The following is a 25,188-nucleotide window of genomic DNA, read 5'->3' as shown; positions in this document are numbered from 1 at the left end:
GCCGCACCGTCGGCGCCGGCGTCGTGTCGAAGATCATCGAGTAACACCAATCACGGCCGGGCCGGCAAAAGCCGGCCCATCAGCCCGAGGGCAAAACCATGCAAAGTCAGAATATCCGCATTCGGCTGAAGGCCTTCGATTACCGCGTTCTGGATGCCAGCACCGCGGAGATCGTGAACACGGCCAAACGGACCGGCGCGCAGGTGCGCGGCCCGATCCCGCTGCCGAACAAGATCGAGAAGTTCACCGTTCTGCGCGGCCCGCATATCGACAAGAAGTCGCGCGACCAGTGGGAAATCCGCACGCACAAGCGGCTTCTCGACATCATCGACCCGACGCCCCAGACCGTGGACGCGCTGATGAAGCTCGATCTCGCGGCCGGTGTGGACGTCGAGATCAAGGTTTGAGGAGGGCACCCGGATGCGCTCTGGAGTGATCGCAAAGAAGCTGGGCATGACCCGGCTGTTCATGGAGGACGGCCGGCAGGTTCCGGTGACCGTTCTGCAACTCGACGGCTGCCAGGTCGTCGCACAGCGCACCGCTGATCGGGATGGCTATACCGCCGTCCAGCTCGGCGCGGGCAGCGCCAAGGCCAAGCGGGTGACGGCGCCGATGCGCGGCCATTTCGCCGCGGCCAATGTCGCGCCGAAGCGCAAGCTGGCCGAGTTCCGGGTGGCCCCCGAGAACCTGATCGCCGTCGGTGAGGAAATCACTGCCGATCATTATTTCGAGGGCCAGTTCGTGGACGTGTCGGGCACGTCGATCGGCAAGGGCTTTGCCGGCGTCATGAAGCGGCACAATTTCGGCGGCCTTCGGGCGTCGCACGGTGTGTCGATCAGCCACCGCAGCCACGGCTCGACCGGCCAGTGCCAGGATCCGGGCCGTGTGTTCAAGGGCAAGAAGATGGCCGGCCACATGGGCGCTGCCCGCGTGACCACGCAGAACCTTCAGGTCGTCAAGACCGATGCCGACCGGGGCCTTATCATGGTCAAGGGCGCGGTGCCGGGTGCCAAGGGCGGCTGGGTGACGATCAAGGACGCGGTCAAGAAGCCCGTGCCCGAGAACCTCGTTCTGCCCGCCGGGCTGAAATCGGCCCAGTCTGCGGCAAATGCGGCTGAGCAGGCAGCGCCCGCCGAAGGGGGTGAGGAATGAAACTTGACGTGATCAAACTGGATGGCGCCAAGGCTGGCACCGTGGATCTCGGCGACGAGATCTTCGGGCTGGAGCCGCGCACCGACATCCTGTACCGGGTGGTCCGCTGGCAGCGCAACAAGGCGCAGGCCGGCACCCACAAGGTCAAGACCCGGTCCGAGACCAGCTACTCGACCAAGAAGATCTATCGCCAGAAGGGCACCGGTGGCGCACGCCACGGCGACCGGAATGCGCCGATCTTCCGCAAGGGTGGCGTCTACAAGGGCCCGACGCCGCGCAGCCACGCCCATGACCTGCCCAAGAAGTTCCGGGCGCTCGGTCTGAAGCACGCGCTGTCGGCCAAGGCGAAGGCGGGCGAGCTTGTCGTTCTGGACTCGATCGAGATGGCGGTTCCCAAGACCGCCGAGCTGGCCAAGTCGGTCCGCAATCTCGGCTGGAAGCGCGTCCTGATCATCGACGGCGCGCAGGTGAACGAGAATTTCGCCATGGCCGCACGCAACATCGAGGGGGTCGACGTGCTACCCTCGATGGGCGCCAACGTCTATGACATCCTGCGCCGCGATACGCTGGTGCTGACCCGGGCGGGTGTCGAAGCTCTGGAGGCTCGACTGAAATGAGCGCGAAGGCAGATCATTACGACGTGATCCGTCGGCCGATCATCACCGAAAAGGCGACCTTGGCCTCCGAGGCCAACGCGGTCGTCTTCGAAGTGGCGATGGATGCCAACAAGCCCAAGATCAAGGAGGCCGTCGAAAGCCTGTTCGGGGTCAAGGTGAAGGCGGTCAACACCACCATCGCCAAGGGCAAGACCAAGCGGTTCAAGGGCATCCGCGGTCGGCGCAAGGACGTGAAGAAGGCGTATGTGACGCTCGAAGAGGGCAACACTATCGACGTCTCCACCGGGCTCTGATAAACCAGCCCGACTCAGCGGCCCCGGGGCAACCGGGGCCGGCTGCGTTTGAGACCGGGGCGCAGGTGCCCCAGACGGAAACGGGACCTTTGGTCCGAAGCTGACGGAAGACAGAAAGCATGGCACTCAAGTCGTACAAGCCGACGACGCCGGGCCAGCGTGGGCTGGTGCTGATCGACCGTTCGGAGCTTTGGAAAGGGCGTCCGGTCAAGGCTCTCACCGAGGGTCTGACCAAGAAGGGCGGCCGGAACAATACCGGACGGATCACGATGCGCCGCCGTGGCGGCGGGGCGAAACGCCTCTACCGGATCGTGGATTTCAAGCGGACCAAGTTCGACATGGCCGCGACGGTGACCCGGATCGAATACGATCCCAACCGCACCGCCTTCATCGCGCTGGTCCAGTATGAGGACGGCGAGCAGGCCTATATCCTGGCGCCGCAGCGTCTGGCCATCGGCGACAAGGTGATCGCCTCGGCCAAGGCCGACGTGAAGCCGGGCAACGCCATGCCCTTCACCGGCATGCCGATCGGCACGATCGTCCACAATATCGAGATGAAGCCCGGCAAGGGCGGCCAGATCGCGCGTGCGGCGGGCACCTATGCCCAGTTCGTCGGTCGCGATGGCGGTTATGCACAGCTTCGCCTCTCGTCGGGCGAGCTGCGTCTGGTGCGCCAGGAATGCATGGCGACCGTTGGCGCGGTTTCGAACCCCGATAACAGCAACCAGAATCTCGGCAAGGCCGGGCGCAACCGGCACCTGGGCAAGCGTCCTTCGGTCCGCGGCGTCGTGATGAACCCGATCGACCACCCCCATGGCGGCGGCGAAGGCCGGACCTCGGGCGGCCGTCACCCGGTCACCCCCTGGGGCAAGCCGACCAAGGGCGCCAAGACGCGCCGCAACAAGGCGACGGACAAGTACATCCTCCGCTCCCGCCACGCGCGCAAGAAGGGTCGCTAAGCCATGGCACGTTCTGTTTGGAAAGGCCCCTTTGTCGACTCCTATGTCCTCAAGAAGGCCGAGAAAGCCCGCGAGTCTGGCCGCAACGAGGTCATCAAGATCTGGTCGCGCCGCTCCACCATCCTGCCCCAGTTCGTCGGCCTCACCTTCGGCGTCTACAATGGCCAGAAGCATATCCCGGTCAACGTGACCGAGGACATGATCGGCCAGAAGTTCGGGGAATACTCGCCGACGCGGACCTATTACGGGCACGCGGCCGATAAAAAAGCGAAGAAGAGGTAATCGCCATGGGCAAGGACAAGAACCCCCGCCGCGTGGCCGAGAATGAGGCGATGGCCAAGGCGCGCATGCTGCGCACCTCGCCGCAGAAGCTCAACCTCGTCGCCGCCATGATCCGTGGCAAGAAGGTCGATCGCGCGCTGGCCGATCTGACCTTCTCGAAGAAGCGGATCGCCGAGGACGTGAAGAAATGCCTTCAGTCCGCGATCGCCAATGCCGAGAACAACCACAACCTCGATGTGGACGAACTGATCGTGGCCGAGGCCTATGTCGGCAAGAACCTGACGCTGAAACGCGGCCAGCCGCGCGCCCGCGGCCGGTTCGGCAAGATCGTCAAGCCGTTCTCGGAACTCACCATCAAGGTCCGCCAGGTCGAGGAGCAAGTCTGATGGGTCACAAGGTCAATCCGATCGGCATGCGCCTTCAGGTGAACCGCACCTGGGACAGCCGCTGGTATGCCGACACCAAGGAATACGGCAACCTGCTGCTGGAAGACCTGGCCATGCGCGACTTCATCCGTGAAGAGTGCAAGCAGGCCGGCGTCAGCCGCATCATCATCGAGCGCCCGCACAAGAAATGCCGGGTGACGATCCACACCGCGCGTCCCGGCGTGATCATCGGCAAGAAGGGCGCCGATATCGAAGGGCTGCGCAAGAAGCTGGCCAACATGACGGCGAGCGAGCTGCACCTCAACATCGTCGAGGTGCGCAAGCCCGAGCTTGACGCCCAGCTGGTGGCCGAGTCCATCGCCCAGCAGCTTGAGCGCCGGGTCAGCTTCCGCCGTGCGATGAAACGGGCGGTGCAGAACGCCATGCGCATGGGGGCCCTGGGTATCCGGGTCAACGTGTCGGGCCGTCTGGGCGGCGCCGAGATCGCGCGGACCGAATGGTATCGCGAAGGGCGGGTGCCGCTGCACACGCTGCGCGCCGATATCGACTATGCGCTGTCCGAAGCCTCGACCCCTTACGGGATCATCGGGGTCAAGGTCTGGATCTTCAAGGGCGAGATCATGGAACATGATCCCTCGGCCCGCGATCGCCGCCAGGCCGAGCTTCAGGAAGGTGGCGCCCCGTCGCGTCCGCGCCGCGAGCGCGAGCGCTAAGGAGACAAGAGATGCTGCAACCAAAGCGCACGAAATTCCGCAAGATGCACAAGGGCCGGATCCACGGCCAGGCCAAGGGCGGGTTCGACCTCAATTTCGGCTCGTTCGGGCTGAAGGCGACCGAGCCCGAGCGCGTCACCGCGCGCCAGATCGAGGCCGCCCGCCGGGCCATGACGCGCCACATGAAGCGTCAGGGCCGCGTCTGGATCCGCATCTTCCCCGACACGCCGGTCTCGTCGAAACCGACCGAGGTGCGGATGGGTAAGGGGAAGGGCTCTGTCGATTTCTGGGCGGCCAAGATCAAGCCCGGCCGGATCATGTTCGAGATCGACGGCGTGTCCGAGGCGGTCGCCCACGAGGCCCTGCGCCTTGCGGCGATGAAGCTGCCGATCAAGACCCGGATCGTGCACCGCGAAGACTGGTAAGCCAATGGTGGGTTGACACCCACCCTGAGAGATCGGCCCCCGCCGCGCAACGTGGCGGGGGTTTCCCTTTCGGGACCGAAAGGGGTTGCTTTATCGGGGGGAGGGGCTTATCAGGGCCGCTCATCCAGACCTCCATCGGAATCAGGGTGACCCGCGCGTAATGCAGGGGCCCTTCGGTGATGTTGAAAGGAACAGGCGAATGAACGCCAGCGAACTTCGGGACAAGACCCCCGACCAGCTCCGCGACCAGCTCGTGGCCCTGAAGAAGGAGGCGTTCAACCTGCGCTTCCAGCAGGCTACCGGCGCGATGGAGAACACCGCCCGCATGCGTCAGGTGCGCCGCGACGTGGCGCGCGTGAAGACCGTTCTGAACGAAAAAGCCCGTGCGGCGGCCGAGTAAGGAGCCAGACAGATGCCCAAACGTATCCTGCAAGGCACCGTGACCTCGGACAAGAACGACCAGACCGTGACCGTCCTGGTCGAGCGTCGCTTCAAGCACCCCGTGCTTCAGAAGACGATCCGCAAGTCCAAGAAATACCGGGCCCATGACGAAGCCAATGCCTTCAAGGTCGGCGATATCGTGCGCATCCAGGAATGCGCGCCCAAGTCCAAGACGAAACGCTGGGAGGTGGTGGCGCAGGTCTGACCTGTCCCCACGCCCGGTTTGAACGAAACCCTGGGGCAAGACGTCCCCAAAGGTCGGGAGAAACCTAATGATCCAGATGCAGACCAATCTGGATGTCGCTGACAACTCCGGCGCGCGCCGGGTTCAGTGCATCAAGGTCCTCGGCGGGTCCAAGCGGAAATATGCCTCGGTCGGCGACATCATCGTGGTGTCGGTGAAAGAGGCGATCCCGCGTGGCCGCGTCAAGAAGGGCGATGTCCGCAAGGCTGTCGTCGTGCGCACCGCCAAGGAAGTGCGCCGCGAAGACGGCAGCGCGATCCGCTTCGATCGCAACGCCGCCGTCATCCTCAACAACAACCTCGAGCCCGTCGGCACCCGGATCTTCGGCCCGGTCGTGCGCGAGCTGCGTGCGAAGAACTTCATGAAGATCATCTCGCTCGCCCCGGAGGTGCTGTGATGGCTGCCAAGCTCAAGAAGGGTGACAAGGTGATCGTGCTCGCCGGCAAGGACAAGGGCCGCGAGGGCGTGATCGAATCCGTCGATCCCAAGGCCGGCAAGGCCGTGGTGGACGGCATCAACATGGCGATCCGTCACCAGAAACAGACCCAGACCCAGCAGGCCGGGCGCCGCCCCAAGGCGATGCCGATCGACCTGTCGAACCTTGCCATCATCGACAAGAACGGCAAGCCCACCCGCGTCGGTTTCAAGATCGAGGACGGCAAGAAGGTGCGCTATGCCAAGACCACGGGGGACGTGATCGATGCTTGATGCCGCCACCTACACCCCGCGTCTGAAGTCGGTCTACCGCGATACGATCCGCGCCGCGCTCAAGGAAGAGTTCGGCTACAAGAACGACATGCAGATCCCGCGGCTCGACAAGATCGTTCTGAACATCGGCTGCGGTGCCGAGGCGGTCCGCGACTCCAAGAAGGCCAAGTCGGCCCAGGAGGATCTGACCCGCATCGCCGGTCAGAAGGCCGTGATCACCAAGGCCAAGAAGTCGATCGCCGGCTTCCGCGTCCGCGAGGACATGCCGCTTGGCGCCAAGGTCACCCTGCGCGGCGACCGGATGTACGAATTCCTCGACCGTCTCGTGACCATCGCCCTGCCGCGCGTGCGCGACTTCCGCGGCGTGTCCGGCAAGGCGTTCGACGGCCGCGGCAATTACGCGATGGGTCTGAAAGAGCACATCGTCTTCCCCGAGATCGAGTACGACAAGGTCGACGAGGTCTGGGGGATGGATATCGTCATCGCCACCACCGCGAAAACCGACGCGGAAGCGAAGGCGCTGTTGAAGCATTTCAACATGCCGTTCAACAGCTGATCGCGGGAGGAACAGAAGATATGGCCAAGAAATCCATGATCGAACGCGAACTCAAGCGCCAGCGCCTTGTGCAGCTTCACGCCGCCAAGCGCGCCAAGCTGAAAGAGATCGCGAAGAACGAGGATCTTCCGATGGAAGAGCGGTTCAAGGCGCGGCTCAAGCTCGCCAAGCTGCCGCGCAACTCGTCCGCGACGCGGCTGCACAACCGCTGTCAGCTCACCGGGCGTCCGCACGCCTATTACCGCAAGCTCAAGGTCTCGCGGATCATGCTCCGGGAACTCGGCTCTCACGGCCAGATCCCCGGCATGGTGAAGTCGAGCTGGTAAGGAGGGGAAAAGATGTCCGTGAACGATCCTCTCGGCGATATGCTGACCCGCATCCGCAACGCGCAGATGCGCGGCAAGTCCACCGTCCGCACGCCGGCCTCCAAGCTGCGCGCCTGGGTGCTCGATGTGCTCAAGGACGAGGGCTATATCCGCGGCTATGACAAGGTCGACGGCCAGGGTGGCCTGCCCGAGCTTGAAGTCAGCCTGAAATACTTCGAAGGCCAGCCGGTGATCCGCGAACTCAAACGCGTGTCCAAGCCTGGCCGCCGCGTCTACATGAGCGTGAGCGACCTGCCGCAGGTTCGCCAGGGGCTCGGCGTGTCCATCGTCTCGACCTCCAAGGGCGTGATGTCGGATGCGGCCGCGCGCTCGGCGAATGTCGGCGGCGAAGTGCTCTGCACCGTGTTCTAAGGAGGAAGGCAATGTCTCGTATTGGCAAAAGACCGGTCGAGCTGCCGTCGGGTGTGACCGCATCCGTCTCCGGCCAGACCGTCGAGGTGAAGGGGCCCAAGGGCACCCGCAGCTTCACCGCCACCGACGACGTGACCATCGCTGTCGAGGACGGCGCGGTCACCGTCACACCCCGCGGCAGCTCCAAGCGGGCGCGCCAGCAATGGGGCATGTCGCGCACCATGGTCGCGAACCTGGTGACCGGCGTCACCCAGGGCTTCAAGCGCGAGCTAGAAATCCAGGGCGTCGGCTACCGCGCCCAGGTGCAGGGCAACGTGCTCAAGCTGAACCTGGGCTACAGCCATGACGTGAATTTCGAGGTGCCCCAAGGCGTCACCGTGACGACGCCGAAGCAGACCGAGATCATCGTCGAAGGCATCGACCAGCAACAGGTCGGCCAGGTCGCGGCCAATATCCGCGAGTGGCGCGGTCCCGAGCCCTACAAGGGCAAGGGCATCCGCTACAAGGGCGAGTTCATCTTCCGCAAGGAAGGCAAGAAGAAGTAAGGGCGCGACAGATGGCAAACAGCAAGAGAGACCTGTTCCAGAAACGCCGCCTGCGCGTCCGGAACAAACTGCGCAAGATGAATTCGGGGCGCGTGCGCCTGTCGGTCTTCCGCAGCAACAAGAACATCAGCGTCCAGCTGATCGACGATGTGGCCGGCGTGACGCTTGCCGCTGCGTCCAGCCTCGAAAAGGATCTGGGCGTGGTCGGCAAGAACAATGTCGAGGCGGCCGCCAAGGTCGGCGCGGCGATTGCCGAGCGGGCGAAGCAGGCCGGGGTCGAGGAATGCTATTTCGACCGTGGCGGCTACCTCTATCACGGGCGCGTCAAGGCGCTGGCCGATGCCGCCCGTGAGGGCGGGCTGAAGTTCTAGGAGACGAGACATGGCAGAACGTGAACAACGCCGGGACCGCCGCGAACGCGAGGAAACCCCGGAATTCGCCGATCGTCTCGTGGCGATCAACCGGGTGTCCAAGACCGTGAAGGGCGGCAAGCGCTTCGGCTTTGCGGCACTCGTGGTCGTGGGCGACCAGAAGGGCCGCGTGGGCTTCGGCAAGGGCAAGGCGAAAGAGGTGCCCGAGGCGATCCGCAAGGCCACCGAACAGGCCAAGCGCTCGATGATGCGCGTGCCGCTCCGCGAGGGCCGCACCCTGCACCACGACATGGAAGGCCGCCATGGCGCGGGCCGCGTCGTGATGCGCTCGGCCCCGCAAGGGACCGGTATCATCGCGGGCGGTCCGATGCGCGCGGTGTTCGAGATGCTGGGCGTTCAGGACGTGGTGGCCAAGTCCATCGGCTCGCAGAACCCCTACAACATGATCCGCGCGACGCTCGACGGGCTGCGCAAGGAAAGCTCGCCCCGTCAGGTGGCGCAGCGCCGCGGCAAGAAGGTGGCCGACATCCTGAAACGGGATGACGCGCCGGCCGAAGCCGTCGCCGAAGCGTAAGGAGGCGATCCCATGACCAAGAAGACCATCGTGGTCAAGCAGATCGGCTCGCCGATCCGCCGCCCCGCCGTCCAGCGCCAGATCCTGATCGGTTTGGGCCTGAACAAGATGCACCGCACCCGCGAGCTTGAGGACACCCCCTCGATCCGCGGCATGGTCGCCAAGATCCCGCATCTCGTCGAGATCGTCGAAGAGCGCGGCTGATCTGAAGGTGGGTTGACCCACCCTACACGATTGAAAACGCCCTGTTCGTGAGGACAGGGCGTTTTTCTTGTCCATGGCGCATCCGCGACTTGTGGCCGGGGCAGGGTCTAGTGACGCCTGCGGTCCGCCGGATAGACGCCGAGGATCTCCATCTTGGTGGTGAAGTAGTCCAGTTCCTCGAGCGCCAGCCTGACATTAGGGTCTTCGGGATGGCCCTCGATATCGGCGTAGAACTGGGTGGCGGTGAACGAGCCGTCGACCATGTAGCTTTCCAGCTTGGTCATGTTCACCCCGTTGGTGGCAAAGCCCCCCATCGCCTTGTAAAGCGCGGCCGGGATGTTGCGGACCTGGAAGACGAAGGTCGTCATGGTGCCCAGATCGCCGCGCCGCGACCAGTCGGGCTTGCGCGCCATCAGAAGGAATCGGGTGGTGTTCTTGTCATGGTCCTCGATATGGCGGGCCAGCACGTCCAGCCCGTAGATCTCGGCCGCCAGATCGCCCGCCAGCGCGGCCAGCGTCCGGTCGCCGGTCTGGGCCACATGGCGCGCCGACCCGGCCGTGTCGGCGCCTGTGACCCGATGGATGCCATGGGCGCGCAGGAAATCGCGGCACTGACCCAGCAGCACCGTATGGCTCATTGCGTGGGTGATCTCGTCCAGCCGCGCGCCGGGCACCGCAAGCAGGTTGATATGCACCCGCACAAAGGCTTCGTCGACGATATGCAACCCGGAATCGGGCAGGAGCTGGTGGATGTCGGCGACGCGGCCATAGGTCGAATTCTCGACCGGCAGCATCGCCAGATCCGCCGTGCCGCTGCGCACGGCATCGATCACATCCTCGAAGGTGCGGCAGGGCACGGCCTCCATCTCGGGGCGGGCGTCATGGCAGGCCTGGTGCGAATAGGCGCCGGGCTCTCCCTGAAAGGCGATGCGTCGGATCATGGCTCGGCCGCTCCTCGTTCGGTCGGTGGGGTGTTCCCGGGGTTGATAAACCTTGCAATGGCCAAGTTGAAGCGCTTAGGAAGGGGGCGGGAAACGGGGGAAAAGTGATATGTCGGCACTGTTTGCTGTTCTGAAAGCCATTGCTGCCGTCTGTCTGGCCGGGGCTATCTTCTATGTGATGAACCTTGCGGCCAGCGGGCTTTTCACCAATCCGGGCCTCGACCAACCTGCCTATGTGATCCTTCCCGACGATGCGCCGGCCGCCGCTGCGGTTGAGGCGCCGAGCTTCGAGGAACTGATGGCCAGCGCCGACCCGGCCAGGGGCGAGCGCGCGTTCCGCGATTGCCAGGCCTGCCACCGGGTCGAAGAGGGCGTTCACGCGGTCGGCCCCTCGCTTTACGGCGTCATCGGACGCGATATCGCCTCGTTCGACGATTTCCGCTATTCCGCCGCGTTCTCGGGGCTGGAGGGCGTCTGGACGCCCGAGCGGATCGACGCCCTCATCACCAATCCCCAGGGTTTTGCCCGCGGCACCGCGATGACCTATTCCGGGATGCGCCGGGCCAGCGACCGTGCCGACCTCATCGCCTATCTGCAAACGCTTGGCATGTGATCCGGACGGGGCAGGGGCGGGCGCTCAGCGCCCGCTTGCCTGATCGTCTTCGTCGTCGTCCTCGTCGCTGTCGGGCAGGTTGAAGAAGCTGTCCGCGTCGGGCAGGTCGTCTTCCTCGTCATCGTCGTCATGCGCGTCAGCGTAAAGGTTTCGAGCCCCGAGATCGCCGTGGGCAGCCGCGGCTCGGGCGCCATCTCGAGCGATTGCTCGGTCGAGACCAGCTTGCGCCGCTCGTCATCCGTCATCAACCCGCCCTCGGCGGCCTTCTTCTTGGCGGCCTTGTGAACGGCAGCGTCCAGTTCGGTCTGCTTGCACAGGCCCAGCGCCACCGGGTCGATCGGCTGGATGTTCGAAATGTTCCAGTGCGTACGCTCGCGAATCGTCTGGATCGTCGGCTTGGTGGTGCCGACCAGCTTGGCGATCTGGCCATCGGCAAGTTCGGGGTGGAACTTGACCAGCCACAGGATCGCCGCCGGGCGGTCCTGGCGCTTGGACAGCGGCGTATAGCGCGGCCCGCGGCGCTTTTCCTCGCCGACCGCGGCGGGGTTGAACTTGAGCTTGAGCTTGTAAACCGGGTTCTTTTCGCCCTTCTCGATCTCGATGGGATCAAGCTGGTTGTTGGCGATCGGGTCGAAGCCCTTGACGCCTGCGGCCACGTCGCCATCGGCGATGCCCTGAACCTCAAGCTCGTGCATGCCGCAGAAATCCGCGATCTGCTTGAATGTCAGCGTCGTGTTGTCTACCAGCCAGACAGCGGTCGCTTTTGCCATGATCGGCTTGTTCATGGGTTCAACTCCTCTCGAACAACGGTCTCCCCAGCCGGGAAAACGGCTGCGCCGCTCTGGCGCCGATCCTCGTTTTCGGGGAGGTTGGGCGTCTGTATAGTCGGCTACGGGCCCGGAGAAAAGAGAAAATGCGCTGGCTTGTCCTGCTGCTTCTGACCGCCACGATCACCCGCGCCGCGGGCGAGACGAGTGGCAGTTTCGACTACTACGTGCTGGCGCTGAGCTGGTCGCCCACCTGGTGCGCGCTTGAGGGCGATGCGCGGGGCAGTCCGCAATGCGCCGAGGGCACCGGCCATGGCTGGACGCTGCACGGGCTCTGGCCGCAATACGAACGCGGCTGGCCAAGCTATTGCCCGACCACCGCGCAAAGCCCGTCCCGTGCCGAAACCCGTGCGATGACCGACATCATGGGCAGCGCGGGGCTTGCCTGGCATCAGTGGAACAAGCACGGGCGCTGTTCGGGCCTGTCGGCGACCGAATATTTCGCGCTGTCCCGGCGCGCCTATGCGGCAGTGACCCGGCCCGAGGCGTTTCGCAAGTTCACGGACAATGTGCGCCTGCCTGCCGCCGTGGTCGAGGAGACCTTTCTTCAGGCCAACCCGACCTGGCGGCCCGACATGCTGACGATCACCTGCAAGGCGGGCCGCATCCAGGAGGCACGGCTATGCCTGACCCGCGATCTGAAACCCCGGTTGTGCGGCGATGACGTGGTCGAGGATTGCGACCTGCGCGACGCGCTGATGGACCCGATCCGGTAGGCGGCGATCCGGCGGGGTAGTCGGCCCCGCCCGGACGGGGCGTCTGATCCTCGCTTCGAGGGGATCTCCAAGGCCGTAGGTGGTCAGGCCACCTTCAGCACGATCTTTCCGACATGGGCGCTGGATTCCATCCGGGCATGGGCGGCGGCGGCCTGTTCCAGGGGGAACTCGCTGTCCATCACCGGCTTGACCCGGCCCGCGGCGATCAGCGGCCAGACCTTGTCGCGCAGGTCTTCGGCAATCCGCGCCTTGGCCAGATCCGATTGCGGGCGCAGGGTCGAGCCGGTGATCGTCAGCCGCCGCATCATCACCTGGGCAAAGTTCAGTTCGACCTTGGACCCCTTGAGAAAGGCGATCTGCACCAGCCGCCCCTCATCGGCCAGCGCGCGCACGTTCTTGAGCAGGTAGTCACCCCCCACCATATCCAGGATCAGGTCGGCCCCGCCTTCGGCGCGCAGCACCTCGGCGAAATCCTCCTCGCGGTAGTTGATCGCGCGCTCGGCGCCCAGATCGCGGCAGGCCGCGCATTTTTCGGCGCTGCCCGCAGTCGTGAAGACCCGCGCGCCGAAGACATTTGCCAACTGGATCGCGGTGGTGCCGATGCCGGACGATCCGCCATGGACCAGGAACCGCTCGCCCGCCTTGAGCCCGCCGCGCATGAAGACATTGGACCAGACGGTGAAGAAGGTCTCGGGCAGGCAGGCGGCCTGTTTCAGGTCCAGCCCCTCGGGTACGGGCAGGGCATGGGCGGCGGGTGTCACGACATATTCCGCATATCCCCCGCCCGGCAGCAAGGCGCAGACCTGATCGCCCACCGCGATGCCGGCAACATCCGGGCCGATGGCGACCACCTCGCCCGCACCTTCCAGCCCCGGCAGGTCGGAGGCCCAGGGCGGCGGCGCGTAAAGACCCGCGCGTTGCAGCGCGTCGGGCCGGTTGACGCCCGCATAGGCCAGCCGGATCAGGATTTCACCCGCCCCGGGCACGGGCACGGGGCGGTCGGTCAGGCGCAGAACCTCGGGGCCGCCGGGTTCCGAAATCTCGACGGCGCGCATCGTGGCAGGCAGGGTCATGGTCACTCCGTTCGCGGCGACAGCCAGCCCGGCATGCGATGGCGCGGCCGGGCATGGGGCGGGCGGATCTGGCGGGCAAGGAAGTCGGGACCCGCAAGGAAGGGCTTGAAAAGCGGGTTCTTGCGCAGTTGCGCCTTGGCCTTTTCGAAGTCCATCACATTGCCGATGCGGCGGTCGAGAAACTCCCACGTCGCCTGTTCGCCCGGCGTCTCGTCGCCCAGCCAGTACAGCACGGTTGAGCCATAGACCGCCGAAAGCGAGGCGCGTTTGGTGTACCAGTTCACATCCTCGGACGTATCGCCCAGCAGCGTCCAGATCCGGTCGGCGGTGCCCCAGACCAGCCGCGAGCCTTCGGCCGCGTGCTGCGGCAGGGCGAACAGCGTGGCGCCGCGACGCACCAGTTCCTTGTCCTCGGCCGCCTCGATCCGGTAGCGGATCGCCAGCCCCACCTTGTCGCGGATGCGCATATCGGTCAGGTCGGTGCGGTGCATCCGGCGCACCATCTCGGCATCGCCGCGCAGGTGATAGGCCACCGCCAGATCGACCGCGCCGCGGGGACAGGCCGCGCGGGCCATCTGCGGCTCGATGCCGGTATCCGACATCGCCGCGCGAAAGGCGGCCTCGCTCCATCCGTCGAAGGGCACATGCAGCAGCGCCGCATCCAGCAGACGGTCCTTGATCTGATCCATGCCGGTCGGCGTGTCGGTCATTCCGGGCGCTCCTGTGGTCGGGTGGGTCTATGGACAAGCTATCGGGGCTTTGTTATAGGACCACCTCCTGCTGACGAAGGCAACTCTAACAAGGAAGGTGGTGACAACCACATGCAGGTAAGCGTTCGCGACAACAATGTCGATCAGGCACTTCGTGCGCTGAAGAAGAAGCTTCAGCGCGAGGGCGTGTTCCGGGAAATGAAGCTCAAGCAGCATTTCGAGAAACCGTCCGAGAAGAAGGCGCGCGAGAAGGCCGAGGCCATCCGCCGTGCCCGGAAGCTGGCGCGCAAGAAAGCCCAGCGCGAAGGGCTCGTCTAAGCCCGTCGACATGGCGAACGGGGGCTCCGGCCCCGGTACGACGACCCCCGCGGCTCCGGCCCGGGGGTTTGTTTTTTCAGTCTCCGGGTAATCTGCCTGGCTCAGCCCTTGCCGCCCTGCCCGTAGCCGCCCGCGAATTGCGCCATGGCCTCGGCCATCTGCGCTTCGGACAGCACCGGCGGTTCGCCCAGTTGCAGCGCGCCGTGATACTGGCGGGCCAGCGCCTCGACCTCGACGGCAAGCCACATGGCCTTGTCCAGCGTCGCCTCGGCCGCGATCATGCCGTGATGCGCCATCAGGCAGGCCTTGCGCCCCTCCATCGCCTCGATCACGGCCTCGGACAGGGCCTGGGTGCCGAAGGTTTCATAGCGCGCGCAGCGGATGGTGCTGCCGCCCGCCGCGGCGATCATGTAATGCACGGGCGGGATCTCCTTGTGCAGGATCGCGAGCGTCGTGCAATAGGGCGCATGGGCATGGACCACGGCGCCCAGATCGGGGCGGCGGGCCAGGATGTCGCGGTGAAAGCGCCATTCGGAGGAGGGCTTGCGGTCCCCGTGCGCCGTGCCGTCCATGTCGAGGAAGACGATATCCTCGGGCGTCATCTGCTCGTAGGGGATGGAACTGGGCGTGACCAGAAGCCCGTCGCGGTGGCGCATGCTGATATTGCCGGAACTGCCCTGGTTCAGCCCGACCGCGTTCATCTTGCGGCAGGCGGCAACGATCGCCTTGCGCTTGTCCTTTTCCTTGCCCATCGCAGCCTCCATCAGTTTGCGCCCCCTATAGCGGCAGGGCGGTGGTCTTGAACACTGTCCTCAGCGCGAAAGACGACTGCATCCGCGCCACGCCCGGCAGGCGGGTCAGGTGCTGGCGGTGGATGCGGGCGAAATCCTCGCTGTCCTCGGCCACGATCTTGAGCAGGTAATCGGCGCTGCCCGCCATCAGGTGGCATTCCAGCACGTCGGGCACCCGGGAGACGGCCTTTTCGAAGGCCTCCAGCACCTCGTCGGCCTGGCCTGACAGCGTGATCTCGACAAAGACGGTGGTCGGGCGGGCCACCTTGCGCGCATCCAGCAGGGCAACGTAATCGCGGATGAAGCCGTCGCGTTCCAGCCGGGCGACGCGGCGGTGACAGGCCGAGGGCGAGAGGTTCACCCGCTCGCTGAGTTCGGCATTCGAGATTCGGCCTTCCTTCTGCAAGACCCGCAACAGGCGGCGGTCGGTGTCGTCAAGCTGCATGCGTGTGGTGGATCCTTCGCCATCTGATCCCATCCTTGCACGGATCTGCCGCAAGGGCACGCGCGATCATGGCCGGATTTCGATGCATTCCCCCGCTGGCTGCGCCATTCTGGCCCCATGAGAGGGAGGGGAGACCAATGCGCATCGGATGCCCTAAGGAGATCAAGCCGCAGGAGTACCGCGTCGGGCTGACGCCGGATGCCGCGCGCGAGGCGGTGGCCCATGGCCATGAGGTGCTGGTGGAACGGGGCGCGGGGCTGGGCGCGGGCTTTGCCGATGCCGATTATGCCGCGGCGGGGGCGATGCTGGCGGACAGTGCCGAGGAGGTCTTTGCGTGTGCCGAACTGGTCGTGAAGGTCAAGGAGCCGCAGGCGGGGGAACGGGCGCTGCTGCGCGCGGGGCAGGTGCTGTTCACCTATCTGCATCTTGCCCCCGATCCCGACCAGACGCGCGATCTGCTGGCCAGCGGGGTCACCGCCATTGCCTATGAGACCGTGACCGATGCGGGGGGCGGGCTGCCCTTGCTGGCGCCGATGTCCGAGGTGGCGGGGCGGCTTGCGCCGCAGGTCGGCGCCTGGGCGCTGCAAAAGGCCAATGGCGGGCGCGGGGTGCTGATGGGCGGCGTGCCGGGCGTGGCCCCGGCCGAGGTGGTAGTGATCGGGGGTGGCGTCGTCGGCACTCATGCAGCAAGGATCGCGGCCGGGATGGGGGCGGCGGTGACGGTGCTGGACCGCTCGCTGGCGCGGCTGCGGATGCTGGATGACCTGTTCGGGCCGCTGATGCGCACGCGCCATTCCTCGGCCGGGGCGCTGGGCGCCTTGCTGGAGCGGGCCGACATGGTGGTGGGGGCCGTGCTGATCCCCGGCGCCGCGGCGCCGAAACTGGTGTCCCGGGCCGATCTGGCGCGGATGAAGCCCGGCGCGGTGCTGGTGGATGTAGCCATCGACCAGGGCGGGTGCTTCGAGACCTCGCGCCCCACGACGCATGAAAACCCGATCTACGAGGTCGACGGCGTGGTGCATTACTGCGTGGCCAACATGCCCGGCGCGGTGCCGCGCAGTTCGACCCTGGCCTTGGGCAATGCCACGATGCCCTTCCTGCTGGCGCTGGCGGACAAGGGTTGGCGGCGGGCCTGCGAGGACGACCCGCATCTGCTGGCCGGGCTCAACACCCATCAGGGGCACCTGACCTGCTATGGTGCGGGCAAGGCGCAGGGCATCGACGTGCTGTCGCCGCATCTGGCGCTGCGGCTCTGAGCCGGGGCACCCGGATGTTGCCGGGCGCCCAGGCCACGATCAGCCGCGGGCGCGCAGGGCGTCGCGGATTTCGATCAGCAGATCCTCCTGGCTGGGGCCGGGCGGCGGCGCGGCGGCCTTCTCGGCCTTGATCGCTATGTCCTTGACCCGGTTCACCCCCTTGACCAGCAGGAAGACGACCCAGGCGATGATCAGGAAATTGATCAGCGCGGTGATGAACTTGCCATAGGCGAAGACGCCTGCATTGTCGCCCTCGCCGACCCTGAGCGCGAGCCCCGAGAAATCGACGCCGCCGATGAACAATCCGATGATCGGGTTGATCATGTCCTCGACCAGAGAGGTGACGATGGCGGTGAATGCCGCCCCGATGATGATGCCCACGGCCATGTCCATGACATTGCCCCGGGCGATGAAATCACGAAATTCCTTCAGCATGTTCGCTCCACTGGAAATGGTACGTCCGTCCCTCTGCCGTCATTCGCGCGACAGACGGGAAAGGTTAGCACGCGGCCCGGCTGGCCGTGTTGCAATTCTTGCACCAGAGCCCGACAAGACCTGTGAATGACCGCGCAGGAGGGGCCGATGACGACGCTTGCCGATTTTCCCGTGACGCACCGCTGGCCGCCCCGCGATCCGCAGGCGATCCAGCTTTATTCCTACCCCACGCCGAACGGGGTCAAGGTGTCGATCCTGCTCGAGGAAACCAGCCTGCCCTATGACGCGCACCGGGTCGACATCAATGCGGGCGACCAGATGACCGAGGCGTTCCTGTCGCTCAACCCCAACAACAAGATCCCCGCGATCATCGACCCCGCAGGGCCGGAAGGCGCGCCCATGGCGTTGTTCGAAAGCGGGGCAATCCTGATCTATCTGGCCGAGAAGACCGGGATGTTCCTGCCGACCGGGCCGCGCGCCCGCCACGAGGTGCTGCAATGGCTGATGTTCCAGATGGGCGGCGTCGGACCGATGTTCGGGCAGATGGGATACTTCGTGAAATACAAGGGCGCCGAGATCGAGGATCCGCGTCCGCGTGAGCGCTATGTGGCGGAAAGTCGGCGCCTGCTGACGGTGCTGGACAAGCGGCTGGAGGGGCGCGCCTGGATCTGCGACGACTATTCCATCGCCGATATCGCGATCCTGCCCTGGCTGCGCAATGTGCTGGTCGGCTATGAGGCGGGGGATCTGGTCGGCTGGGACGTTTTTTCCAACCTGCAAGGCTGGCTCGACCGCTTTCTTGCCCGCCCGGCCGTGCAGCGCGGGCTTGTCCAGCCGCCGAGGGCGTGACGCCGCCCCCTGCCCCGACCGGCGGCGCTGCGGCAAGCGCCGGATTTGGGTATTTTTACCAAGAAGAAGACAGAGGGTCGCTGCCCTTCTTCTGGCCGCAAATATCCCGGGGGGAGTCCGCAAGGACGGGGGGCAGCGCCCCCCTTTCCCGGTCGGTCAGGGATCAGGGCGTCAGGCCTTGCGCGCGTCCTGCTCGGCCCAGGTGGTGCGCAGCATCTGCACGACCTCGTCATCCTCGACCTGGTCGAACTGCCTGTAATGCGCGCTGACGGCCCGGAAGTCGCGCGGGGCTTCGAGGAAGAACAGCCGGTCGGTCATGCCGCGCATCTGCCAGATCATTTCCTGCGGGCCGACGGGCACGGCAAGCCAGGTCTCGATCGGTCCGCGTTTGCGGAGCGCGCGCAGCACGGCGCGGATGGTGGCGCCGGTGGCGATGCCGTCATCGACCACGATGGCGGTGCGGCCAGCGATCTTCTGCGGCGGGCGCTCGCCCAGATAGAGGGCGCGGCGGGCGGCGATTTCGGCCAGCTTGCGTTCGACCTCGGGCGCGAAATCGGCGGGGGTGAGGCCGGTCATCGCCAGAACGTCGTCGTTGAACACGATCTCGCGGGCATTGCCGTCCACCACCGCGCCCGCCGCCAGTTCGGGATTGCCGGGCATGCCGATCTTGCGCACGAAGGCAAGGTCCAAGGGCGCGCCCAGCGCCCGGGCGATCGGCAGGGCCACCGGCACGCCGCCGCGCGGCAGGGCCAGGACCAGCGGGTTTTCGGGCCCGGCCTCGGCGATCTTTTCGGCCAGTTGGCGCCCGGCCTCGGTGCGGTTCTCGAACATGTGTCCCCCCGGCCTAGTTGTCCTAGCCGCGCAGCGTGCCGCCCGTGGCCTTTTCGACCTTCTCGACGATCTTGCGGCTGACCGCCTCGATCTCGTCCTCGGTCAGCGTGCGGTCCATCGGTTGCAGCCGCACGGTGATCGCGAGCGATTTACGGCCCTCGCCCAGGGTGCCGCCGATGAATTCGTCGAAGACGCGGACCTCCTCGATCAGGGTCTTGTCGGCGCCTGCGGCGGCATTGACCACGTTCAGAGCCTCGACCCTGGCATCGAGCACGAAGGCGAAATCGCGTTCCACGGCCTGATAGTCGGAGACGCCCAGCGCCTCGCGCGTGGCGCCGGACTTGCGCGGCATCGGCGGTTCCTCAAGCCAGATGGTGAAGGCCATGGCCGGGCCCTTGACGTCCATCTCGCGCAGGACTTTCGGGTGCAACTCGCCATAGACCGCCAGCAGTTTTTTCGGGCCGAGGCAGATCATGCCATGCCGTCCCGGGTGCCACCAGCCGGAGGCGCCGCGCAGGATTTGCGCGCGGGCGGGGGCGCCGATGGCGGCCAGCACGGCCTCGCAATCGGCCTTGGCATCATAGATATCGACCGGTCGGCGCGAGCCATGCGGGTCGCGCGGCCCGGCATGGCCGGTCAGCAGGCCGGTGGCCAGCAGGTGTTGCTCGCCCGGTTCGGCGCCGTGAAAGGCGGGGCCGACCTCGAACAGGGCCAGATCGGCGAAGCCGCGCGCCTGGTTGCGGGCGGCGGCCTGCAACAGGCCCGGCAGCAGCGCGGGGCGCATATGGCTCATTTCGCTGGAGATCGGGTTTTCCAGCGCGGTGGCCTGATCGCCGCCGCCGAACAGGGCCGCACTGGCGCGGTCGATGAAGGAATAGGTGACGCATTCGTTGTAGCCGAGTGCGGCACAGCTGCGCCGGGCGGCGGCCTCGCGTTTCTGCATCGGCGTCAGGATGCCGGTGGGCACGCCGACATGGAGCCGGGGCAGCGGCTTGCCCTGAAGTTTCGTGAGCGAGGTGACGCGGGCGACTTCCTCGACCAGATCGGCCTCGCCCAGCACATCGGGCCGCCAGGACGGGACATGGGCCATGTCGTCCGCGATCCGGAAGCCCAGCGCGGTCAGCGTGGCGCGCTGGTCCTCGGCCGGGATGTCCATGCCGACCAGACGGGCCACCCGGTCGGTGTCCAGCCGATAGGCGCGGGCGGTGTCGAGGGCGGCGCCATCGGCCACCACGTCGGAGGGTTCGCCGCCGCACAGATCGAGGATCATCCGCGTCGCGGCCTCGAGCCCCGGCAGGGTATGGGCCGGGTCCACGCCGCGTTCGAAGCGGTAGCGGGCATCCGAGTTGATGCGCAGCGCGCGGCCCGTCGTGGCGATGGTGATCGGATCCCACCAGGCGCTTTCGAGAAAGACGTTGACGGTTTCCTCGGTCACGCCGGTATGGGCGCCGCCCATCACGCCCGCGATGCTTTCGGGGCCGCTGTCGTCGGAAATGACCATCATACCGGGGGCAAAGGCATAGTCCTTGCCGTCCAGCGCGGTCAGCGTCTCGCCGCCCTCGGCGGGGTGGATGCGCAGGCCGCCCTTGACGATATCGGCGTCGAAGACGTGCAGCGGGCGGTTCTGGTCATAGGTGAAGAAATTGGTGATATCGACCAGCGCCGAAATCGGGCGCAGCCCGATCGCCTTGAGCCGGTCCTGAAGCCAGCGCGGGCTGGGGCCGTTGGTGACGCCGCGGATCAGGCGGCCGGTGAAATGCGGGCAGCCTTTGGCCCGAAGTTCGGGGGCAATGGTGACGGAAATGGGGCAGGGGAAGGCGCCGGGTACCGGGTCCGCCACCAGCGGTTTCAGTCGCCCGATGCCGCGCACGGCAAGGTCGCGGGCGATGCCGTGCACGCCAAGCGCGTCGGGACGGTTGGGGGTTATGGCGATCTCGATCACCGGGTCGACGCGGGCCGGATCGTTCTTTGCCAGCCAGTCGACGAAACGCTCGCCGACCTCGCCCGAGGGCAGTTCGATGATGCCGTCATGTTCCTCGGACAGCTCCATCTCGCGTTCCGAACACATCATGCCGTGGCTTTCGACGCCGCGGATCTTGCCGACCTGGATGATCGTGTCGATGCCGGGAATGTAGGTGCCCGGATGCGCCACGACGACGGTGATGCCTTCGCGGGCATTGGGGGCGCCGCAGACGATCTGTTTTTCGCCCTGGCTGGTGGCGACCTGGCAGACGCGCAGCCGGTCGGCATCGGGATGCTTCTCGGCCTTCAGCACGCGGCCGATGGTGAATTCCTCAAGCTTGACGGCGGGGTTCGCGATCCCCTCGACCTCGAGCCCCAGATCGGTCAGCGCGTAAAGGATGTCGTCAAGGGTGGCCTCGGTCTCGAGGTGGTCCCTGAGCCAGGAGAGGGTGAATTTCATGCGATCTGCCGTCTGTCCATGGGTCGCCGGTTGCGCGTGTCTCTAGCCCAAAGGGCGCGGCTGGGAAAGGGGTGGCGGGACGGGGGCGCGGGCCGGCCGGACCGTCGGCGGTCAGAGGTCGTGGAACCTGCCGGCCTCCAGGTCGCGGGCGAAGCGGGCGACGCCAGAGGTGAACCTGTCGGACATGCGCCCCTTGGCCATCCGCAGGGTCTGAAGGAACAGCCGCGCCGGGACCGTTTGCGGGCGCAGGTCGACCGCCACCGCGATGCGGGTCTGGGCAGGCGAAAGCTGGACAAGATCGACGGTGCCGACGCTGGTCAGGCCGCTGATCGTGGACTGCACGACCAGGGTTTCGGGCGGTCGGAACCCTGTCAGTTCGGTGTGAACCCAGCGGGGCTTGCCGCGAAAGGTGAACTGCGCGGCCCAGGCCATGCCGGGCCCCGGCGCGGCCAGCGTGTCAACCCGGGTCACCACGGCGCCCCGCCGCATCGCGGCCCGTTGCAGGCGGTCGAAATCCGTAAGGACCGAAAACACCTCTTCGATCGAAAGCCCGATATCTTCGCGTGTCGAGAATTTCATGGCGCCTCCAGGCACTATGCCATTTTTGTCGCGTCAATCCAGCCGGTCCGCAAGCCACAAACGCAGGATGACATGGGCAATCGCGCCCTTTCGCGCGGGCAGGATATCGGTGCGCTCTCCGGCAAAGGCGGCCAGCAGATCCTCACGGCTGACCCAACGGGCGGCCTCCAGCTCGGCGGGGTCCAGCGTGATCTCGTGGCTGGTGGCGCGGCCACGGCAGCCGATCATCAGCGAGGACGGGAAGGGCCAGGGCTGGCTGGCCAGATAGCCGACTTCGGCGACGCGGATCCCGGCTTCCTCGGCGACCTCGCGGCGCACCGCGGCCTCGACGGTTTCGCCCGGTTCGACAAACCCCGCCAGAAGCGAGAACATCCCTTCGGGCCAGCCCGGCCCGCGCCCCAGAAGCACGGAATTGCCATCGGTTATCAGCATGATGACAACCGGATCGGTGCGCGGGAAATGGGCGGCGCCGCAATCGGGGCAAATGCGCTGCCAACCGGCCTGTTCAGGCTGGCTGGCGGTGCCGCAGCGGGCGCAGAAGCGGTGCGTCGCGTGCCAGCCCAGCACCGCCCGGGCGGTTGCGGCAAGCTCGGCCTCCAGCGGCGAAAGCCCCGTCATCACGCGCCGCAATTCGGCGAAGACATGCGCTTCGGGCAGGCCGGGATGGCGCTGTTCCGAGGGGTCGAGAAACGCGCCCAGCGTGTCGGGCAGTTCGGCGGGTTGCCAGTCGGACAGGTCCACCGCAAAGCGCGGCGCGCCCTCGGCGAGACCCAGGAACACCGCGTCCCCGCCCGATGCGGTCAGGACGGGGTGATCCGGCGCGATCCAGCCCAGCCCGCCGGAACAGACCAGCGGCTTGCCCCGCCAGAGCGGCAGCGTGCAGGCACCGGGCGTCGTGCGCAGACCGTCCAGCGCAGCGGGGTCGGCGCGCAGATGCGCGGCACGGTCCAGCCCGCCGCCCCCGAATGTCACCTGCTCTGACAGCCGCATGCGATGCCCTCCGGTTCCGGCCCCTGACTGCCATGCCATGCCCCGGCCACGAAGGGAAGCGAACTCGCCATAAGCGGGTGTTGAGCCGCGTATTGCACTCCTGTAAGGGGTTGTATCACATGCCGCCAAGGCGTTGGGCAGGCAAGGCGCCCGGGGAATTGCCTCGGGCGCGCCTTGTGTCGGGCTGGCGCGTAACACTCAACCGCCGTGCGTCACCGCCCGGCGCCGCCGCGGAAAGAGACATTGAGCGCGCTGCATTCCTTTTCCTCTCAGGCAGGTGCCGGTCAGGTGCATCTGCGGTTGATGGGAACAACGGATCTGCACGTCCATATCTATCCCTACGACTATTACGCCGACGAGCCGGCGGACACGGTGGGCCTTGCGCGTACCGCCGCCCATGTCGCCAGCGTTCGGGCCGAGGCGGCCAACGCGCTGCTGTTCGACAATGGCGACTTCCTTCAGGGCAACCCGATGGGCGACTACATCGCCTATGAGCGGGGCATGCGCGAGGGCGACATGCACCCGATCATCCAGGCGATGAACGTGGTCGGGTTCGATGCCTCGACATTGGGTAATCACGAGTTCAATTACGGCCTGGATTTCGCGATGCGGTCGATCGCGGGGGCGGCGTTTCCGGTGGTCTCGGCCAATATCGTGCGCGTGCTGGGCGCCCGGCCGACCGAGGACATGCCGCTGCTGCCGCCCTATATCATTCTCGACCGGATGCTGACAGACGGGGCTGGCATTGCGCATCCGGTCCGGGTCGGCGTGATCGGCTTTGCCCCGCCGCAGGTGATGACCTGGGACCGCCGTCATCTGGAGGGCCGGGTCAAGGTGCGCGACATCGTCGAGACGGCGCGCGCCTGGCTGCCGGTGATCAAGGCCGAGGGCGCGGATATCGTGGTCGCACTGAACCATTCGGGCATCGGCGAGCCGTGCCATGTGCCGGGACAGGAAAACGCCTCGGTGCCGCTGGCCGCGGTCGAGGGGATCGACGCGGTGATGGCCGGCCACCAGCATCTGTCCTTTCCCGGTCCGGGTTTCGACGGCATCGCGTGTGTCGATGCCGAACGGGGCACGATCCATGGCAAGCCCGCGGTGATGGGCGGGTTCTGGGGGTCGCATCTGGGGGTGATCGACCTGATGCTGGAACAGGCGGGCAATGGCTGGCGGATCGTCGGGCATGAAAGCGCACTGCGCCCCATCTCGCGCCGCAACGAGGATTGCACGGTCACGCCCCTGGTCGAGAGCGAACGCCATGTGCTTGACGCGGTCGCGACCGAGCATCGCGAGACGCTGCGCTATATCCGCCGCCCGGTGGGGCGAAGCACGGCCCCGCTGTTCAGCTATTTCGCCCTGGTGGCCGATGACCCGTCGGTGCAGATCGTTGCCAACGCCCAGATGTGGTACGTTGACGACATGCTGAAGGGCACCCCGCATGAGGGCCTGCCGCTGCTGTCGGCGGCCGCGCCGTTCAAGGCGGGCGGGCGCGGGGGGCCGGACCATTATACCGACGTGCCCGCGGGCGAGATCGCGATCAAGCATGTGGCCGATCTGTACCTCTTTCCCAACAAGCTGCGTGCGGTCCGGGTCAACGGGGCGGAGTTGCGCGGCTGGCTCGAACGCTCGGCGGGGATGTTCAACCGGATCGTGCCGGGCATGCAGGACCAGTTGCTGCTGAACCCCGATTTTCCCAGCTACCATTTCGACGTGATCGACGGGGTCGCATACCGGATCGACCTGAGCCAGCCGTCGCGCTTCGATGCGAAGGGGCGGCTGATCGACCCGTCGGCCCGGAGGATCGTGGATCTGACCTGGCAGGGGCAGCCGGTGAGCGACGAGATGGAATTCGTGATCGCGACAAACAGCTATCGCGCGGGCGGTGGCGGCGATTTCCCCGGCGCGATGGGGAACACGATCATCCTGGAGGCGCCGGATACCAATCGCGACGTGGTCTTGCGCTATATCGCCGAGCAGGGCCTGATCGACCCCCGCGCCGATGGCAACTGGCGCTTCGCGCCGCTGCCTGGAACGACTGTGCTGTTCGAAACCGGCCCGCGCGCGCTGCGCTACATGGACCAGATGACCGCGCTCAACCTCGAACCCGCGGGCGATGGACCGGGCGGGTTCATCCGTTTTCGTCTGTCCTTGTAGGCCGGTGGCCTGCGCGCCGGGCGGGCGCGCG

General features: G+C 66.2%; 36 protein-coding genes and 1 pseudogene. 26 read left to right on the top strand and 11 right to left on the bottom strand.

What is annotated here, in order from left to right; translation table 11 throughout:
* Positions 1-98: 98 nt before the first annotated feature.
* The 20 genes from rpsJ (at position 99) to rpmD (ending at position 9,207) form a co-directional block, all read left to right on the top strand.
* Positions 99-407, top strand: coding sequence for a 30S ribosomal protein S10 (rpsJ, locus tag GH815_RS11330; protein WP_132696069.1), 309 nt, complete (start codon positions 99-101; stop codon positions 405-407).
* A gap of 13 nt (positions 408-420) precedes the next feature.
* The gene (gene rplC / locus GH815_RS11325; RefSeq protein WP_153748881.1) at positions 421-1,152 is read left to right on the top strand and encodes a 50S ribosomal protein L3; all 732 of its coding nucleotides are present in this window, start codon (positions 421-423) and stop codon (positions 1,150-1,152) included.
* Positions 1,149-1,769 (top strand): 50S ribosomal protein L4, encoded by a 621-nt coding sequence (rplD, locus tag GH815_RS11320; RefSeq protein WP_153748880.1) that lies wholly within the window; start codon positions 1,149-1,151, stop codon positions 1,767-1,769. The genes rplC and rplD overlap by 4 nt, the downstream gene beginning before the upstream one ends.
* Positions 1,766-2,062 (top strand): 50S ribosomal protein L23, encoded by a 297-nt coding sequence (locus GH815_RS11315; protein ID WP_153748879.1) that lies wholly within the window; start codon positions 1,766-1,768, stop codon positions 2,060-2,062. The genes rplD and GH815_RS11315 overlap by 4 nt, the downstream gene beginning before the upstream one ends.
* Positions 2,063-2,181: 119 nt before the next feature.
* Positions 2,182-3,021 carry a 50S ribosomal protein L2 gene (gene rplB, locus GH815_RS11310; RefSeq protein ID WP_153748878.1) on the top strand — a complete coding sequence of 280 codons (840 nt, stop codon included), beginning with the start codon at positions 2,182-2,184 and terminating at the stop codon, positions 3,019-3,021.
* A 3-nt stretch (positions 3,022-3,024) separates the two neighbouring features.
* Positions 3,025-3,303 (top strand): 30S ribosomal protein S19, encoded by a 279-nt coding sequence (gene rpsS / locus GH815_RS11305; RefSeq protein WP_153748877.1) that lies wholly within the window; start codon positions 3,025-3,027, stop codon positions 3,301-3,303.
* Positions 3,304-3,308: 5 nt separating this feature from the next.
* Positions 3,309-3,689: a 50S ribosomal protein L22 gene (rplV, locus tag GH815_RS11300; protein WP_132696075.1), complete on the top strand. Its 381-nt coding sequence runs from the start codon at positions 3,309-3,311 to the stop codon at positions 3,687-3,689.
* A complete protein-coding gene (gene rpsC / locus GH815_RS11295) occupies positions 3,689-4,402 on the top strand; it encodes a 30S ribosomal protein S3 (RefSeq protein ID WP_153748876.1) in 714 nt (237 codons plus the stop codon). The genes rplV and rpsC overlap by 1 nt, the downstream gene beginning before the upstream one ends.
* Before the next feature lie 11 nt (positions 4,403-4,413).
* Positions 4,414-4,827 carry a 50S ribosomal protein L16 gene (gene rplP / locus GH815_RS11290; RefSeq protein ID WP_153748875.1) on the top strand — a complete coding sequence of 138 codons (414 nt, stop codon included), beginning with the start codon at positions 4,414-4,416 and terminating at the stop codon, positions 4,825-4,827.
* A gap of 199 nt (positions 4,828-5,026) precedes the next feature.
* On the top strand, positions 5,027-5,227 hold the full coding sequence (rpmC, locus tag GH815_RS11285; RefSeq protein WP_153748874.1) for a 50S ribosomal protein L29: 201 nt from the start codon (positions 5,027-5,029) through the stop codon (positions 5,225-5,227).
* Positions 5,228-5,239: 12 nt separating this feature from the next.
* Positions 5,240-5,473, top strand: coding sequence for a 30S ribosomal protein S17 (gene rpsQ / locus GH815_RS11280; RefSeq protein WP_153748873.1), 234 nt, complete (start codon positions 5,240-5,242; stop codon positions 5,471-5,473).
* 67 nt (positions 5,474-5,540) lie between these two features.
* On the top strand, positions 5,541-5,909 hold the full coding sequence (gene rplN / locus GH815_RS11275) for a 50S ribosomal protein L14 (protein ID WP_153748872.1): 369 nt from the start codon (positions 5,541-5,543) through the stop codon (positions 5,907-5,909).
* Complete coding sequence (rplX, locus tag GH815_RS11270; protein WP_153748871.1) at positions 5,909-6,220, top strand: 50S ribosomal protein L24; 312 nt, start codon at positions 5,909-5,911, stop codon at positions 6,218-6,220. Before rplN ends, rplX begins: the two co-directional genes overlap by 1 nt.
* Positions 6,213-6,776 carry a 50S ribosomal protein L5 gene (rplE, locus tag GH815_RS11265; RefSeq protein WP_153748870.1) on the top strand — a complete coding sequence of 188 codons (564 nt, stop codon included), beginning with the start codon at positions 6,213-6,215 and terminating at the stop codon, positions 6,774-6,776. The genes rplX and rplE overlap by 8 nt, the downstream gene beginning before the upstream one ends.
* 20 nt (positions 6,777-6,796) lie before the next feature.
* A complete protein-coding gene (rpsN, locus tag GH815_RS11260; RefSeq protein WP_153748869.1) occupies positions 6,797-7,102 on the top strand; it encodes a 30S ribosomal protein S14 in 306 nt (101 codons plus the stop codon).
* Between the two features lie 12 nt (positions 7,103-7,114).
* Positions 7,115-7,513 (top strand): 30S ribosomal protein S8, encoded by a 399-nt coding sequence (gene rpsH, locus GH815_RS11255; RefSeq protein ID WP_153748868.1) that lies wholly within the window; start codon positions 7,115-7,117, stop codon positions 7,511-7,513.
* Between the two features lie 11 nt (positions 7,514-7,524).
* Positions 7,525-8,058: a 50S ribosomal protein L6 gene (gene rplF, locus GH815_RS11250; protein WP_153748867.1), complete on the top strand. Its 534-nt coding sequence runs from the start codon at positions 7,525-7,527 to the stop codon at positions 8,056-8,058.
* A gap of 11 nt (positions 8,059-8,069) precedes the next feature.
* The gene (gene rplR, locus GH815_RS11245) at positions 8,070-8,429 is read left to right on the top strand and encodes a 50S ribosomal protein L18 (RefSeq protein ID WP_153748866.1); all 360 of its coding nucleotides are present in this window, start codon (positions 8,070-8,072) and stop codon (positions 8,427-8,429) included.
* Positions 8,430-8,439: 10 nt separating this feature from the next.
* Positions 8,440-9,003, top strand: coding sequence for a 30S ribosomal protein S5 (gene rpsE / locus GH815_RS11240; protein ID WP_153748865.1), 564 nt, complete (start codon positions 8,440-8,442; stop codon positions 9,001-9,003).
* Positions 9,004-9,015: 12 nt separating this feature from the next.
* Positions 9,016-9,207: a 50S ribosomal protein L30 gene (gene rpmD / locus GH815_RS11235; protein WP_132545871.1), complete on the top strand. Its 192-nt coding sequence runs from the start codon at positions 9,016-9,018 to the stop codon at positions 9,205-9,207.
* 107 nt (positions 9,208-9,314) lie between these two features.
* On the opposite strand, the gene GH815_RS11230 is transcribed toward rpmD, so the two are convergent.
* Positions 9,315-10,148, bottom strand: coding sequence for a prephenate dehydratase (locus GH815_RS11230; protein WP_153748864.1), 834 nt, complete (start codon positions 10,146-10,148; stop codon positions 9,315-9,317).
* 109 nt (positions 10,149-10,257) lie between these two features.
* Between GH815_RS11230 and GH815_RS11225 the strand changes: the two genes are divergently transcribed.
* On the top strand, positions 10,258-10,761 hold the full coding sequence (locus GH815_RS11225) for a c-type cytochrome (RefSeq protein ID WP_153748863.1): 504 nt from the start codon (positions 10,258-10,260) through the stop codon (positions 10,759-10,761).
* A gap of 24 nt (positions 10,762-10,785) precedes the next feature.
* On the opposite strand, the pseudogene GH815_RS11220 reads toward GH815_RS11225, so the two are convergent.
* Positions 10,786-11,546 (bottom strand): annotated as a pseudogene (locus GH815_RS11220) (DUF1013 domain-containing protein).
* A gap of 128 nt (positions 11,547-11,674) precedes the next feature.
* Between GH815_RS11220 and GH815_RS11215 the strand changes: the two are divergent.
* Positions 11,675-12,304, top strand: a complete 630-nt coding sequence (locus tag GH815_RS11215; protein WP_153748862.1) for a ribonuclease T2 family protein — start codon at positions 11,675-11,677, stop codon at positions 12,302-12,304.
* Between the two features lie 83 nt (positions 12,305-12,387).
* Here the strand turns inward: GH815_RS11215 and GH815_RS11210 are convergent, their stop codons facing one another.
* Positions 12,388-13,371, bottom strand: a complete 984-nt coding sequence (locus tag GH815_RS11210) for an NAD(P)H-quinone oxidoreductase (protein ID WP_153748891.1) — start codon at positions 13,369-13,371, stop codon at positions 12,388-12,390.
* An 8-nt stretch (positions 13,372-13,379) separates the two neighbouring features.
* Positions 13,380-14,087 (bottom strand): COQ9 family protein, encoded by a 708-nt coding sequence (locus tag GH815_RS11205; RefSeq protein WP_211365070.1) that lies wholly within the window; start codon positions 14,085-14,087, stop codon positions 13,380-13,382.
* Between the two features lie 111 nt (positions 14,088-14,198).
* Between GH815_RS11205 and rpsU the strand changes: the two genes are divergently transcribed.
* The gene (gene rpsU / locus GH815_RS11200) at positions 14,199-14,405 is read left to right on the top strand and encodes a 30S ribosomal protein S21 (protein ID WP_153748861.1); all 207 of its coding nucleotides are present in this window, start codon (positions 14,199-14,201) and stop codon (positions 14,403-14,405) included.
* Between the two features lie 101 nt (positions 14,406-14,506).
* On the opposite strand, the gene GH815_RS11195 is transcribed toward rpsU, so the two are convergent.
* On the bottom strand, positions 14,507-15,157 hold the full coding sequence (locus GH815_RS11195; protein ID WP_407072175.1) for a class II aldolase/adducin family protein: 651 nt from the start codon (positions 15,155-15,157) through the stop codon (positions 14,507-14,509).
* 25 nt (positions 15,158-15,182) lie between these two features.
* Positions 15,183-15,641 (bottom strand): Lrp/AsnC family transcriptional regulator, encoded by a 459-nt coding sequence (locus tag GH815_RS11190; RefSeq protein ID WP_153748859.1) that lies wholly within the window; start codon positions 15,639-15,641, stop codon positions 15,183-15,185.
* A gap of 137 nt (positions 15,642-15,778) precedes the next feature.
* Here GH815_RS11190 and ald point away from each other — a divergent pair, with 137 nt between their 5' ends.
* Entirely contained in the window at positions 15,779-16,897 is a 1,119-nt protein-coding gene (gene ald / locus GH815_RS11185) for an alanine dehydrogenase (protein ID WP_153748858.1), read from the top strand.
* Between the two features lie 39 nt (positions 16,898-16,936).
* Here ald and mscL read toward each other — a convergent pair whose 3' ends face one another.
* A complete protein-coding gene (gene mscL, locus GH815_RS11180; RefSeq protein ID WP_153748857.1) occupies positions 16,937-17,332 on the bottom strand; it encodes a large-conductance mechanosensitive channel protein MscL in 396 nt (131 codons plus the stop codon).
* Between the two features lie 147 nt (positions 17,333-17,479).
* On the opposite strand from mscL, the gene GH815_RS11175 reads away from it, so the two are divergent.
* On the top strand, positions 17,480-18,181 hold the full coding sequence (locus tag GH815_RS11175) for a glutathione S-transferase N-terminal domain-containing protein (protein WP_153748856.1): 702 nt from the start codon (positions 17,480-17,482) through the stop codon (positions 18,179-18,181).
* Between the two features lie 171 nt (positions 18,182-18,352).
* On the opposite strand, the gene GH815_RS11170 is transcribed toward GH815_RS11175, so the two are convergent.
* The 4 genes from GH815_RS11170 to nudC all read right to left on the bottom strand — a co-directional run bounded on the left by GH815_RS11170 (position 18,353) and on the right by nudC (position 23,003).
* Complete coding sequence (locus GH815_RS11170) at positions 18,353-19,012, bottom strand: phosphoribosyltransferase (protein ID WP_153748855.1); 660 nt, start codon at positions 19,010-19,012, stop codon at positions 18,353-18,355.
* A gap of 22 nt (positions 19,013-19,034) precedes the next feature.
* Positions 19,035-21,434 carry a phenylalanine--tRNA ligase subunit beta gene (gene pheT / locus GH815_RS11165; protein WP_153748854.1) on the bottom strand — a complete coding sequence of 800 codons (2,400 nt, stop codon included), beginning with the start codon at positions 21,432-21,434 and terminating at the stop codon, positions 19,035-19,037.
* A 111-nt stretch (positions 21,435-21,545) separates the two neighbouring features.
* Positions 21,546-22,013, bottom strand: a complete 468-nt coding sequence (locus GH815_RS11160; protein ID WP_153748853.1) for an SRPBCC family protein — start codon at positions 22,011-22,013, stop codon at positions 21,546-21,548.
* Between the two features lie 33 nt (positions 22,014-22,046).
* Positions 22,047-23,003 (bottom strand): NAD(+) diphosphatase, encoded by a 957-nt coding sequence (gene nudC / locus GH815_RS11155; protein WP_153748852.1) that lies wholly within the window; start codon positions 23,001-23,003, stop codon positions 22,047-22,049.
* A 243-nt stretch (positions 23,004-23,246) separates the two neighbouring features.
* Here nudC and GH815_RS11150 point away from each other — a divergent pair, with 243 nt between their 5' ends.
* Positions 23,247-25,157 (top strand): bifunctional 2',3'-cyclic-nucleotide 2'-phosphodiesterase/3'-nucleotidase, encoded by a 1,911-nt coding sequence (locus GH815_RS11150; RefSeq protein ID WP_153748851.1) that lies wholly within the window; start codon positions 23,247-23,249, stop codon positions 25,155-25,157.
* The last annotated feature ends 31 nt before the right edge of the window (positions 25,158-25,188 follow it).

It is taken from the genome of Rhodovulum strictum (assembly GCF_009649175.1).
Classification (GTDB): domain Bacteria; phylum Pseudomonadota; class Alphaproteobacteria; order Rhodobacterales; family Rhodobacteraceae; genus Rhodovulum; species Rhodovulum strictum.
This window is presented reverse-complemented; position numbering and strand designations above follow the sequence as displayed.